General features: G+C 64.1%; 11 protein-coding genes. 6 read left to right on the forward strand and 5 right to left on the reverse strand.

What is annotated here, in order from left to right; all coding sequences use genetic code 11:
* Window positions 1-87 precede the first annotated feature (87 nt).
* The 3 genes from HNO82_RS20050 to HNO82_RS20060 form a co-directional block, all read right to left on the reverse strand.
* Complete coding sequence (locus tag HNO82_RS20050; RefSeq protein ID WP_175344883.1) at window positions 88-1,038, reverse strand: hypothetical protein; 951 nt, start codon at window positions 1,036-1,038, stop codon at window positions 88-90.
* Between the two features lie 22 nt (window positions 1,039-1,060).
* On the reverse strand, window positions 1,061-2,488 hold the full coding sequence (cls, locus tag HNO82_RS20055; protein WP_175344884.1) for a cardiolipin synthase: 1,428 nt from the start codon (window positions 2,486-2,488) through the stop codon (window positions 1,061-1,063).
* A gap of 196 nt (window positions 2,489-2,684) precedes the next feature.
* Window positions 2,685-5,234 carry a sulfite reductase flavoprotein subunit alpha gene (locus tag HNO82_RS20060; RefSeq protein ID WP_175344885.1) on the reverse strand — a complete coding sequence of 850 codons (2,550 nt, stop codon included), beginning with the start codon at window positions 5,232-5,234 and terminating at the stop codon, window positions 2,685-2,687.
* Between the two features lie 310 nt (window positions 5,235-5,544).
* On the opposite strand from HNO82_RS20060, the gene HNO82_RS20065 reads away from it, so the two are divergent.
* Together HNO82_RS20065 and HNO82_RS20070 are read left to right on the forward strand one after the other, a co-directional pair.
* Entirely contained in the window at window positions 5,545-5,919 is a 375-nt protein-coding gene (locus HNO82_RS20065) for a type II toxin-antitoxin system RelE/ParE family toxin (RefSeq protein ID WP_175344886.1), read from the forward strand.
* The gene (locus tag HNO82_RS20070; protein WP_175344887.1) at window positions 5,903-6,283 is read left to right on the forward strand and encodes a helix-turn-helix domain-containing protein; all 381 of its coding nucleotides are present in this window, start codon (window positions 5,903-5,905) and stop codon (window positions 6,281-6,283) included. The genes HNO82_RS20065 and HNO82_RS20070 overlap by 17 nt, the downstream gene beginning before the upstream one ends.
* 44 nt (window positions 6,284-6,327) lie before the next feature.
* Here HNO82_RS20070 and HNO82_RS20075 read toward each other — a convergent pair whose 3' ends face one another.
* A complete protein-coding gene (locus HNO82_RS20075) occupies window positions 6,328-7,161 on the reverse strand; it encodes an alpha/beta hydrolase (protein WP_008326249.1) in 834 nt (277 codons plus the stop codon).
* Between the two features lie 59 nt (window positions 7,162-7,220).
* Window positions 7,221-8,135 carry a LysR family transcriptional regulator gene (locus tag HNO82_RS20080; protein ID WP_008326250.1) on the reverse strand — a complete coding sequence of 305 codons (915 nt, stop codon included), beginning with the start codon at window positions 8,133-8,135 and terminating at the stop codon, window positions 7,221-7,223.
* A 248-nt stretch (window positions 8,136-8,383) separates the two neighbouring features.
* Here HNO82_RS20080 and HNO82_RS20085 point away from each other — a divergent pair, with 248 nt between their 5' ends.
* Genes HNO82_RS20085 through maiA form a run of 4 tightly spaced genes read left to right on the forward strand, consistent with a single transcriptional unit; the run spans window position 8,384 to window position 13,083 of the window.
* Window positions 8,384-9,727 carry an MFS transporter gene (locus HNO82_RS20085; RefSeq protein WP_175344888.1) on the forward strand — a complete coding sequence of 448 codons (1,344 nt, stop codon included), beginning with the start codon at window positions 8,384-8,386 and terminating at the stop codon, window positions 9,725-9,727.
* The gene (gene hmgA, locus HNO82_RS20090) at window positions 9,724-11,061 is read left to right on the forward strand and encodes a homogentisate 1,2-dioxygenase (RefSeq protein ID WP_175344889.1); all 1,338 of its coding nucleotides are present in this window, start codon (window positions 9,724-9,726) and stop codon (window positions 11,059-11,061) included. Before HNO82_RS20085 ends, hmgA begins: the two co-directional genes overlap by 4 nt.
* Window positions 11,058-12,404: a fumarylacetoacetase gene (gene fahA / locus HNO82_RS20095; RefSeq protein ID WP_175344890.1), complete on the forward strand. Its 1,347-nt coding sequence runs from the start codon at window positions 11,058-11,060 to the stop codon at window positions 12,402-12,404. Before hmgA ends, fahA begins: the two co-directional genes overlap by 4 nt.
* Before the next feature lie 31 nt (window positions 12,405-12,435).
* Window positions 12,436-13,083 carry a maleylacetoacetate isomerase gene (maiA, locus tag HNO82_RS20100; RefSeq protein ID WP_175344891.1) on the forward strand — a complete coding sequence of 216 codons (648 nt, stop codon included), beginning with the start codon at window positions 12,436-12,438 and terminating at the stop codon, window positions 13,081-13,083.
* The last annotated feature ends 2 nt before the right edge of the window (window positions 13,084-13,085 follow it).

A 13,085-nucleotide genomic window follows, 5' to 3' on the forward strand; every position in this document is an offset into this window, starting at 1 on the left:
CAGACAACGCTTGGCGACCTCTCGCACTCACAGATTGAATGTGAACAGGCCCTAGAACGCATCTCACGCCTATTGATGAAATGGGTTCTACTGAGCCTCCGGCTGAGCAGCCTTCTGCTGTCGCGCCACTTCCTTGCGCTTCATGGCGAGATACGCTTCCCGGCTGAGCTCATGCAGCTGGCGGGGATATTGTTCGGTGGCGCCATACCAGGTAGTCAGGCGCTTCTCCAGCCGTTCGCCAGGCGGTGCCGTCAGGCCCGACAGATAGGCATCGATGGCCAGGTAGTAGCGCATGGTATTGCGCTCCACGGTCGCGCGGCTGCCCGAGACATAGAGCGGCTGCCCGTTGGCCTCGCGTTTGACGACGCTGAAGCCGACCTTGTCGCGGCCTGCCGTCATCAGGTAGGCCCGCAGCGCGATCCGGCTGGCCATGCCATAGGAATAGGCATAGCTGAAATGCAGGAAGGAGCGCTGCTCGTCCAGCGCAATCGCCTCGATTTCGATACGGTAGCGGGAAGTGTCCAGCGGCCCCTTGTCGGCCAGCATCGATGAGGAGAAATAATCGGCCGTACTGACCCCGCCGTGATAGCGCAGGTCGATGCGGTAGGTGTCGTCGATGTCCTGTTCGGTCTTCTTGCCGACCTGCATGCGCAGGATAGTCTGCCCACCCTCGCGCATGAGCCGGCAATACTTGGTGTTGAGGTGCAGGATGAGGATGTCGCACCAGTGCTCGGGACTGTCCAGCGAGGTGCGTACCTGGGCGAAGGGATAGGCCAGCACGGCATAGATGTCCCCCTTGACGTTGCCTCCGTCCTCGCGCGAATTCAGGTAGAGCGGGCGATGGTAGGCATTGTTGTTGAGCTCGCCCTGCAGTTCCTGGTACCGGCTCTTCAGGGCTGCCGCACCGTTCAGGGTTTGGGCATGGGCCCAGGTGCAGGCCGCCAGCACCAGGCCGGTGGCGACGATGAGGCGTGCGCGCAGGCGCGAGAACGGTGGCCGCACCTCGGACTGCTCTCGGATTTCAGTACATTCGTTCATAAGCTGGCGCCTTCAGTCGGGCTCACAGCAGGCGGGACCAGACACTGGCGCCGAATTCCTTCATACGCTCGCTGAGGGGCCGCTGTTCCCACTGTTGCCTGGTGATTTCCTTGGAGGCGCCGAGATCCCGGTCGAACATGCTTTTCATCTGTACGCCGAATTGCGGGCTGAGGATCACGGCATTGATTTCCTGGTTGTAGACGAAGCTGCGCCAGTCCAGATTGGTGGAGCCGATGGTGGACCACACGCCATCAATGAGCGCGGTCTTGGAGTGCAGCAGCGCGTCCTGGCGTTCGTAGATGCGTACGCCCGCTTCCAGCAGTTCGCTGTAGAAGGAGCGCGAGGCGTACAGCACCAGCGAGGAATCGCTGTGCGAAGGCAGGATCAGGCGCACGTCCACCCCGCGTCGGGCGGCCGCCTTGAGCGAGTCGCGCAGTTGCGGATCGGGCACGAAGTAGGCGTTGGTCAGGTAGATCGTGCTTTCCGCATGCTGGATGGCCGAGATGAAGGTGGCGTAGATGATGCTGTAGGGATCGTCGGGCGAGCTGCCGATGGCGCGCACGATCTCGTTGCCGGCCGGTGCTACCGGCGGGAAGTAGCGGTGCTCGCCGAGGTCGGGGCCGCGCTGCCGGCCCCAGGTCTCGATGAAGAGTTTCTGGAATTCCAGCGCCACCGGACCATCGATGCGTACCTGCGTATCACGCCAGGGGATTTTCTGGCCCTGCTGGTCGAGCTGCGGCTTCTTCCTGCGGGTACTGAAGGAACCGCTGGAGTAGACGCTGCTGATGTTGATGCCGCCCACGAAGGCGGTCTTGCCGTCCACCACCAGCAGCTTGCGATGATCGCGCTGATTGACTTCCCAGTCCTTGCGGACCTGGGTGGGATTGATGGGGTTGTACTCCAGCACGTGAATGCCGGCATCGATCATGGGCTGGAAGAATTCACGCGGGGTATTGATGCAGCCTACGCTGTCGTACATCAGGTTGACCTGCACGCCTTTGCGCTGCATGGTGATGAGGAGATCGGCGAACTGGCGGCCGACCTCGTCATCTTCCATGATGTAGGTTTCCATGTTGATGTGATGGCGCGCGCCCTCGATGGCTTGCCGCATGGAGGCATAGGTGGCCGGACCATCGATCAACAGGGTCACCTTGTTGCCGGTGACCAGCGGCGCGCCGGTGATGGCACCCTCGATGGCCACGTGCCGGTCCAGCAAGGTGTTGTCGGCATTCTGCGCGCGCAGCCGGTCCAGCACGGCCTTGGCCTGTGCCTCGGTGAGCACGCCGCGTCCGCCCTTCATCTGGATGCTGCGGGCCGATTGCGTGTCCATGTCGGGCACGATGGTGGGCAAGGAACTGCAAGCGGCCAGCAGGAGCGAACTCAGCAGCAACAGCAGCCATAGCAGCCATGTGGCGCACCCGCTCCTCAGGTGGATTTTCTTGTTGGTCATGGAAGTATCCCGGTTGGGCGCGGCCATGCAGCCCGACGCGGAGGGGCATCTGCAGGCAGGGCCGTGCGCACGAGTATAGGCCCGGCTGCCGCGCTGTTGCGCGGCGCCAGGCACGAATCGGAACTGTCCTACAGAGAAAAGCGGGGGCTGCCTACAGGATGGCGCGGCAGGTGTTGTCTGCCTGCCGCCGCAGCGATCAATAAACGTCGCGACGATAGCGGTTCTGTTCGATCAGGGCATGCAGGCCGGCCTCGCCCAGCAGGTCGGTGAGGACGGCATCGACCCCGGCGGCCATGCCTTCCAGGCTGCCACAGACATAGATCACCGTGCCCTGGGCCAGCCATCGCTGCAGTTCAGGTGCGGCCTCGCGCAGGCGGTCCTGCACATACAGGCGTTGCCCCTGGTCGCGCGAGAAGGCCAGGTCCAGTCGGGCCAGGTGACCCTGTTCCAGCCAGGCCTGCAATTCATCGCGATACAAGTAGTCGGCACGTTCGTTGCGTTCGCCAAACAGCAGCCAGTTGCGCGTCTTCGTTTCTCCGTGCTGCAGGCGGGCGCGCAGATGGCTGCGCAAGCCGGCCAGGCCGGAACCGTTGCCGATGAAGATGGCAGGGGTGTCGGCGGGCACGGGAGCGAAGCCGGCGTTTTCCACCAGACGCAGGTCGACCGCTGCATCGCTTGGTGCAAATTCGGTCAGCCAGCCCGAGGCCAGTCCCAGTCCGTCTTCATGCCGGACCTGGCGCACCAGCAGGTGCACGGCACCATCCTGTGGCACCGAGGCCACCGAATACGAACGCGCGGCCAGCGGCTGCAACTGGTCGGCCAGGGCCTGTGCCTGGCGCTCGGGATGCAGCGGCAGGACGCTGCAGGCCAGGGCCTCGGCCAGCGTCCGTACTTGCCCTTGATGTTTCACCATGGCGGCGCCATCGAGTTGCAGGCGCTGCAGCAGCAGGGCGACACGATCCGGCGCGTGGCGCGGCAGGATCTCCACCAGGGCACCGGCTTGCCAGTCGGGCAGGGCACTGTCCTGCGCTTGCAATTCGAGGTGGTACAGCGCTGCGCCCTGGCTGCCCGGATTCATCAGGACGCGGCGCTTCAGCCGCCAGGTCTGCCAGGTCGGGCCCGTGGTGGGCAGGAGCTCGGCCACCCGGGTTTGCAGGCCGTGGGCGGCCAGTTCGTTTTCCCATTTGCGCAGCGCCGCGCCGGCCATGCGGTCGACTTCGATCAGCGGGAACAGGGGCTGGGCGCCGCACTGGCGCAGACCGTGGTCGAGCGTGTGACCGAATCCGCAGAACTGCGCATAGTGACGGTCGCCCAGGGCCAGGATGGCGTAGTGCACGTGCGTCAGCGACTGGCCTGGCGCCTGGCGCAGGCGCTTCTCGAAGCCGCGCGCGCTGTCCGGGGCATCGCCTTCGCCGAAGGTGCTGGCGATGAAGAGGATGCGGCGGTGATGGCGCAGGCTTTCCGGCGTGCATTGCGCCAGTGATTGCAGATGCACGGCGGTACCGCTGCGGCGCAGTCCGGCGGCGGTATGCAGGGCGATGCGCTCGGCCTGGCCGGTCTGCGAGGCATAGGCCACCAGCACCGGTTCGGCGTCGCCCTGGTTGGCCGTGTCGCCCAGGCCGGCACGTTCGGCGCGCAGAGCGGCTTTCTTGCGGCGACGATCCAGGTACAGCAGCCAGCCGGTGATGCCGAAGAGCGGCATCATCAGACTGGCGATGGCCATGATGATGCGGCCCGGCAGGCCGAAGTAGCTGCCCATGTGCAGCGGGTAGATGGCGGCGATGAGCTTGCCGCCCTTGCTCTTGTCTTCGTAGCGCTCCAGTTGCCGGATCTCGCCACTTTGCGGCAGCACCACCATGCGGCTGCGGGCGCGCTCATGGGGCGCAGCGTGATCGAGGAAGAAGATCTGCACCGGCTGGGAGCCCTGTTCCGGCAGGCGCAACTGCGCACTGCGGTAGTCCGGCGCCTTGCTGAGGAAGCTGTTCCAGACCCGGGTCAGGTCCAGCGGCACGACCTGGTCCGATGCCGGGTTCTTCCGGCCCTCGCCGCGCTGCATGGGCGGCCGACGGCTCTCGCCGGCCAGCGTGTTGACGCCGTCCTTGAACCAGTCCAGCGCCCAGTACGCGCCGGTGGTGGCCAGCAGCACATACATCACCAGCGACCAGGTACCGATGACCGAATGCAGGTTCCACAGGAAGGAGCGTCCCTGCAGCTGGAAGTCCAGTCGCAGCCAGGCGCGCAGCGACAAGGGGCGACGCGGCCAGCGCAGGTACAGGCCCGAGAGCGCCAGCATCAGCAGCGACAGCGCCAGCGTACCCAGCACGATCTTGCCGATCTCGGTAGGCAGCAGCAGCCAGCGGTGGAAACGTTCGACCAGTTCGAAGAAAGCCGCGCCTGTCACCGGCGGCAGCAGCGCGCCCGTATAGGGATCGGCATAGCGCGCCTCACCGCGCCGCACGCCCGGTGGCGGGGCGAATACCACGCGCGCCGAGGCGCCCGCGTCGGTACTCAGGGTCAGGGTCGTGACACGTCGCTGCGGTTGGGCCTCGTGCAGCTTGTCCAGCAGTTGCTGGGGCGTGAGCGTGGCTTGCTGGCGTACCTCGACGTGCATCACGCCAGGGCTCATGGCCTCCATGATTTCCTCGCGGAAAGCCAGGACGGCGCCGGTCACGCCGATGGTCATCAACAGGGTGCCGGCGGTAATGCCGATGAACCAGTGCAACTGGAACCAGATCTTCTTGAACATGTATCACTAAAGCGGCGAGGGCGCATGCGCCTTGTTGGTCTTGTCAGCCGTGCCGCAGCGGGGGCGGTCGGCGGGGCAGGCCGCTATTATAGTTCAGATGAAAATGATTCTTATTGTTGTCTCGGGCGGGGCAGTGTAAGGCGCTGTCCACAAAACTTTTCGAGATTCCCCGCCAATTTTCTAGCCAAAAATGATTTGCCCGCGCGACTGGTTACGCTGGCGAGCCACGCCAGGAGCGACTGTTGCCGGTAACTCTCCTGCCATGTTCAAAAAATTCTTTTGACGGAATATGTCTTTGGAGGAATATTCGATGCAATGCGATGTAGAATTCACTGACGAATTCGAGCGTTGGTGGGAGCAACTCGACGAGGCCGAACAGATTTCCGTTGCCGCCTGCGTCGGCCTGCTGGAGAAGAACGGAACGGCGCTCAGGTATCCCTACAGTTCGGGAATTTCCGGTTCCAGGCATGCGCACATGAGGGAGCTCCGGATGCAGCACAGGGGGCGACCTTACCGCGTCTTCTACGCATTTGATCCGCAGCGGCATGCGATTCTGTTGATCGGCGGGGTCAAGAGCGGCAATCAGCGTTGGTACGAGCAATACGTCCCGCTCGCGGACAAGCTCTACGACGATCATCTCGACACATTGAGCAAGGAGGCAATCGACCATGGCAAAAAAGTTTAGCGAACTGCGCGCCCGCATGCGACCGGAGGCGCAACTGCAGGCAGAGGCAAGAACGGAATCCATGCAGACCAGCATCAAGCTGCAAGCCTTGCGCAAGCGCTTGCAAGTCACGCAGGCCAGTCTGGCAGAGCGCCTGCAGGTGCAGCAAGCCGCCATCTCGAAGATGGAAAGCCGGGATGATCTGCTGGTCAGCAGCGTCATGGATTTCGTGCGGGGTCTGGGCGGGCAGTTGGTCTTGACGGCCACGTTCCCCGACAAGACCAGCTTCGACCTGACGCCGGAACCGGTGAAGCTCGGGCGTCCGAACATGGCCGTTTCTGAAAAGCCGCGCGCCAGGATCCGCCGTCCCCGCAAGACCCCCTGAAGCATTTCCTCCTCAGCGGGCAGCCAGGCACAGGGATGGCCGCATCATCCCAGCATCATCTTCAGCATGGTCCGGGTCAACACACTGCCCGCATCCGCAGCCACATCCACCACGCTCAGGTGGTGCTGACCCGGCAGCGCCACCACTTCCACGGCATGCCCCGACTGGCGCAGGGTGGTCGCATAGAGGTCACGCTGGCGCAGGAATTCCGCTGACTCTTCCGCGCCCGCACACAGCAGGGCCTGTACGCCATTGGGCATGGCCAGCAATTGCGGGCTGGCCTGCTGGGCGTCCGAGGGCGAGAGGTGCAGCACTTCATTGAGATAGGACAGTCGCACCGGTTCCAGGTCATAGATGCCGCTGATGCCGCACACGCCGCGCACGGGCGCTGCGCCCAGCGAGGCGATCAGCGCGGCCAGGTGGGCGCCGGCGGAGTGGCCCATGAGCCAGATCGCATCCGGATCAAAGCGCAGTGCCGCCGCCTTGGCATAGAGCAGGCGCAGCGCGCGGCCGCAGTCGGCGGCGATGTCGCCCATGCGCGCCTGCGGTGCCAGCCGGTAATTGATGAGGGCCACGTTGATGTCCTGCGCCAGATAGGGCAGAGCAATCTGGCTGAACTGGTGCTTGTCCAGCGAGCGCCAGTAGCCGCCGTGGATGAACACCAGCAGCGGCCGGCCATTGGTGCTTCCGGGAAAGAAATCCAGGGTCTGCAGCGCGTCCTCGCCATAGGGCACATCGGCCAGGTGCGGATGGGCTTGCCGCGCCGCTTCTCCCTGGCGGGCGAAACGGTCGAACCAGTCCTGGAAATCGGTGATGCGCAGACGCACGTTGTACTGCTGGTCCAACGCCTGGCGGTCATAGTTGCGATAGATGTGCATGTGTCTCCTCCCTTGCCTTGCGGCCAGTGTCTTGGTTCCGGTTCAGATACCGCCCGGATTCATTCTGCAAAGTGCGCCGAGATCAGGTTGCGCAGCCAGACATTGCCCTCGTCCTGATTGTAACGGCGATGCCAGAACATGTTGGTCTGCAGCGCCGGCAGGCGCAGCGGTGGCTTGATGTAACGCAGCCCGAAGGGCGCAGCCGCACTTTCGGCCAGCTTGCGCGGCACGGTCACGACCAGGGCCGTGGTACTGACGATATAGGGCACCGCCGTGAAGTGCGGTACGCGGAAGCGCACACTGGGCAGGATGCCGGCCTTTTCCAGGTTCTGGTTGATGCGGTCGTAGGGACTCTCCAGCGAGGACACCATCAGATGCTCGGCCGCCAGGAACTCCTTGAGACCCACTTCGCCACGCCGGTCCAGCACATGACCGAGGCGGAACATGCTGACGTATTCCTGGCGGAACAGCCGCCGTTGATAGAGCGCCTCCGACAGATTGTCGAAGGCGCCGATGGCCAGGTCCACCCGGCCTGCTTCCATTTCGCGCTTCAGATCGACGGCGCCGGCGCGCACGGTGGACAGGCTCACCCCCGGCGCGACCTCGGCACAGGCCTCGACCAGACGCGGCATGAAATACACCTCGCCGACGTCGGTCATGGCGATGGTAAAGCGGCGCTCGCTGGTCTGGGGGGCAAAACCTTCCTGCCGGTTGAGCGCGCGGGCGACTTGTTGCAGCGCCGCAGCCACCGGCTCGGCCAGCTGCTCGGCAAACGGTGTGGGCTGCATGCCTTGCGCCGTGCGCACGAACAGCTCGTCGCCGAAACTGCGCCGCAGCCGCGCCAGCGCATTGGACACGGCCGGCTGCGACAGCCCCAGCCGACGCGCCACCGAGGAAATCTGGCGTTCCTGGAACACCTCCTGGAAAACCACCAGCAGGTTGAGGTCGATGTCACGCGGTTCGATGAGGGGCATGGTCGGGTCAGCCGCGCGGCAAGGCTGCGTGCGCTGCAATATTCATGAAATGAATGGATCGTATTTTCGTATTTATATCGTAAAAGAGGGACGATTGCACTACAGTGACGTCGCGATAAACACCATCAAGAGCCGCGCGGCAGCGCCTGCGCATACGGCCATGCGAATCTGCCATTGTCAGCCTCAACGGCGCGGCAATGGCAGGCCAGACAACTAAAAAAAAGTAAAGACAGACGAGGAGCAAGACAATGAGCATCCACAATCGTGGCGCTCTCCCCACCGTCCATGTGGACCAGGTGGTGGAGCAGGGCCAGTTCGGTTCTTTCCAGTTCGGCCTGCTGCTGCTGTGCGGCCTGTGCCTGATCATCGATGGCTTCGACGTGCAGGCCATGGGCTACGTGGCCCCGGCCATCATCGCCGACTGGGGCGTGAGCAAGGCCAGCCTGGGTCCGGTATTCGGTGCCGGTCTGTTCGGCATGCTGCTTGGTTCGCTGATGCTCACGCCGGTGGGCGACCGTTACGGACGTCGTCCGGTACTGATCGTCTCCACCCTGTTCTTTGCGGTCTGCATGCTGGTGACGCCGCTGGTGACGACCCTCGATCAGTTGCTCATCGTGCGCTTCATCACCGGCTTCGGCCTGGGCAGCATCATGCCCAATGCGATGGCGCTGGTGGGTGAGTTCAGCCCGCAGTCCTCGCGCGTGACGCGCATGATGCTGGTCTCCTGCGGCTTTACCGTAGGCGCGGCAGCAGGCGGATTCGTCAGTGCCGCACTGATCCCGGCGCATGGCTGGCATGCGGTGTTCTGGGTGGGCGGCGCGGTGCCGCTGCTGCTGGGGCTGGCCATGCTGGTCTGGCTGCCGGAATCGATCCAGTTCCTGGTCCTGCACCGCCGTCCGCGCGCGCAGGTGAGCCGCTGGCTACGCAAGCTCGCGCCCGCTCTGGTCATCGATGACCGCACCGAGATCGTGGTCAAGGAAGCCAAGGCCGAAGGCATGCCGGTGGCGGCCCTGTTCCGTGATGGCCGCGGCACCGTTACCGTGTTGCTGTGGCTGATCAGCTTCATGAACCTGATCAACCTGTATTTCCTCTCCAACTGGCTGCCCACGCTGATCCATGATGCCGGCTATTCCACCAGCATGGCGGTGCTGATCGGTACCTCGCTGCAGGTGGGCGGCGTGGTCGGTACGCTGACCCTGGGCCGCTTCATCAACCGTTTCGGTTTCACCCGCGTGCTGGGCAGCTGCTTCCTGCTGGCCTGCCTGTCCATCGCCTTGATCGGCAAGGTCGCTGCCACACCGGTGCTGCTGTTCCTGGCGGTGATCGTGGCGGGCTTTTGCGTCGTCGGCGGCCAGCCGGCCGTCAATGCGCTGGCCGGTACCTTCTATCCGACTGCGCTGCGTTCCACCGGCATCGGCTGGGCGCTGGGGATCGGGCGCATCGGCTCGGTGGTTGGCCCGGTCATCGGCGGCCAGTTGATCGCGTTGCAGTGGAGCAATGGCTCCCTGTTCATCGCCGCGGCCGTGCCGGCCCTGATCTCGGCACTGACCATCGCCCGGTTGCATCGTACTTCCCGAGGAGTCTCCGCATGAATACCGTCACCGATTCTGCCGTCAGCCACCACGTGCATACGCGTGGCTACCAGTCCGGCTTCGGCAACGAGTTTGCTACCGAAGCCCTGCCCGGCGCCTTGCCGTCGCATCGGAATTCGCCGCAGCGCGTGGCCTATGGCCTGTATGCCGAACAGATTTCCGGCACGGCCTTCACCGCGCCACGTGGTCACAACCGCCGCTCCTGGCTCTATCGCATCCGTCCGGCTGCCGTGCATCATCCCTTCGAACCGATGGAACGCGGCCTGCTGGTGAGCCACTTCGACGACGTCGCGCCGCCACCCAACCAGTTGCGCTGGGATCCGCTGCCCATGCCGACCGTGCCGACCGACTTCATCGAAGGCCTGGTTACCATGGCCGGCAACGGCTCGCCGCAAGCGCAGAGTGGCTGCGCCATTCACCTCTACGCGGCCAATTGCTCGATGACCGATCGCTTTTTCTATTCGGCCGATGGCGAACTGCTGATCGTGCCGCAACTGGGTCGCCTGCAATTGCGCACCGAGCTGGGCGTGATCGACATCGAACCGCAGGAGATCGCCGTCATCCCGCGTGGCGTGCGCTTCCAGGTACGTCTGCCCGATGGCGAGGCACGCGGCTACATCTGCGAAAATTTTGGCGCGCTGCTGCGCCTGCCTGATCTCGGTCCGCTGGGTTCCAACGGCCTGGCCAATCCGCGCGATTTCGCCACACCGCATGCCTGGTACGAGGACCGTGAGGGAGACTTCCAGCTCATCGCCAAGTTCGGCGGCCATCTGTGGCAAGCGAAGATCGGCCATTCGCCGCTGGACGTGGTGGCCTGGCACGGCAACTACGCACCCTACAAGTACGACCTGCGCCACTTCAACACCATCGGCTCGATCAGCTATGACCATCCCGATCCGTCGATCTTCCTGGTGCTGCAATCGCAGAGCGATACCCCGGGCGTGGATACCATCGATTTCGTGATCTTCCCGCCGCGCTGGCTGGCAGCGGAAGACACCTTCCGTCCCCCCTGGTTCCACCGCAACGTGGCCAGCGAATACATGGGCCTCATCACCGGCCAGTACGATGCCAAGGAAGGCGGCGGCTTTGTGCCCGGTGGCGGCAGCCTGCATAATTGCATGAGCGGTCACGGACCGGATGCGGCCACCTTCGAGAAAGCCAGCCGCATCGATACCAGTACGCCGAACAAGGTCGATCACACCATGGCCTTCATGTTCGAGACCCGCAACATCCTTTGCCCGACCCGTCACGCCTTGTCCGCGCCGACCCTGCAGCGCGATTATCAGGACTGCTGGCTGGGCATTCAAAAGAACTTCAACCCGGAGCGCGCATGAGCCAGAGCAGCCTGACACTGAACGAAACCCACGATCCCTCGCTGCGGAGCTGGGTCCGGAGTGCAAATGCAGAAAACAGCAGTTTCCCGATCCAGAACCTGCCTTACGGCGTGTTCCGTCGCAGCGGCAGTGAAGAAAGTTACCGCACTGGCGTGGCCATCGGTGACCAGATCCTGGACCTGCCTGCGGCCCAGGCTGCCGGCGCCTTCTCCGGCTTTGACGAAGCCACGCGCGCAGCGGCGCATGCAGCCTGTAGCGGCAGCCGTCTCAATGCGCTGATGGCGCTGGAGCCGGCGGCCTGGTCGGCACTGCGTCTGGCACTGTCGCGCCTGCTGCGCAGCGGTTCGGCGCACCAGAGCGAACTGGCTGCCTGCCTGGTGCCCCAGGCGCAGTCCGAGTTTGACGTCCCCGCCGTGATCGGTGACTACACCGACTTCTATACCTCCATCCATCACGCGACCACGGTCGGCAAGCTGTTCCGTCCGGACAATCCGCTGCTGCCCAACTACAAGTGGGTGCCGATCGGCTATCACGGTCGGGCTTCGTCCATCGCCGTCTCCGGCCAGCAGTTCCGTCGTCCGGTGGGCCAGACCAGGGCCCCCGATGCGGAGTTGCCCAGCTTTGGTCCCTGCAAGCGGCTCGACTATGAACTGGAACTGGGCATCTTCATCGGCGGCGGCAATGCCCTGGGCGAACCGGTGCCGATGGATCAGGCCGAGGACAAGGTGTTCGGCCTGTGCCTGTTGAACGACTGGTCCGCACGCGATGTGCAGGCCTGGGAATACCAGCCGCTGGGCCCCTTCCTGTCCAAGAGCTTTGCTTCCACCATTTCGCCCTGGATCGTGACCCTGGAAGCACTGGCACCTTACCGTTGCGCCTGGACGCGTCCGGAGGACGATCCACAGCCGCTGCCCTATCTGGATGCACCGACCCTGCGCCAGAGTGGCGCCTTCGATATCGAACTGGAAGTGCTGATCCAGACCGCCGCCATGCGTGAAGCCGGCAGTGCGCCGCAGCGGCTTTCGCTGGGCAATTATCGGGACGCCTACTGGACCGTGGCGCAACTGGTCACGCACCATACCGTCAATGGCTGCAATCTGCGTCCGGGCGACTTCTTCGGTTCGGGGACCCTGTCCGGACCGGCAGCCGATCAGGCCGGTTCGCTGCTGGAGCTGAGCAGTGGCGGCAAGTCGCCGCTGACCCTGGCCAATGGCGAGAAGCGCGTCTTCCTGGAAGATGGCGATACCATCATCCTGCGCGCAGTAGCGCGCCGCGATGGCCTGCCGACCATCGGTTTCGGCGAGGCGGCCGGGACCGTGCTGCCTGCGCGCAGCCTGGCATGATCCGATCTTCTTTTCTGGAGCAAGCAAGCGCATGACGACTCTCTACAGCTATTTCCGCAGCTCGGCCTCCTATCGCGTGCGCATCGCGCTCAATCTCAAGGGCGTGGCCTACGAGACGGCGGCCGTGCATCTGTTGAACCAGGGCGGTGAGCAGTTGCTGCCCGCCTTCACGCAATTGAATCCGCATGCGCTGGTTCCGGTGCTGGCCGACCAGGGCCGCTTGCTCACGCAATCCATGGCGATGCTGGAGTATCTGGACGAGCGCTATCCCACGCCATCGCTGTTACCTGGCGACGCCTTTGCGCGCGCGCGCATCCGTGAGCTTTCGCTGGCCATCGCCTGCGAGATTCATCCGCTGAACAATCTGCGCGTACTGCGTTATCTCAAGCACACGCTTGCAGTGGATGAAGCGCAGAAGACGGCCTGGATCCAGCACTGGATCAAGCTTGGTTTCACGGCGCTGGAGCAACAGCTGGCAGCCGATACCACACGTGGTCACTTCTGCGTGGGCGACGCCCCGACCATGGCCGATTGCTTCCTGGTTCCGCAGATCTTCAACGCACGCCGTTTCGAAGTGGACATGGCACCGTACCCGACGCTGTGCGCCATCGAGGCTGCCTGCAATGCGCTGCCCGCTTTCGAGCAGGCGCATCCGGCACGCCAGCCCGACGCCGCGTAAGC

The organism is Herbaspirillum sp. C9C3, assembly GCF_013359625.1.
In the GTDB taxonomy this organism is placed as follows: domain Bacteria; phylum Pseudomonadota; class Gammaproteobacteria; order Burkholderiales; family Burkholderiaceae_D; genus Herbaspirillum.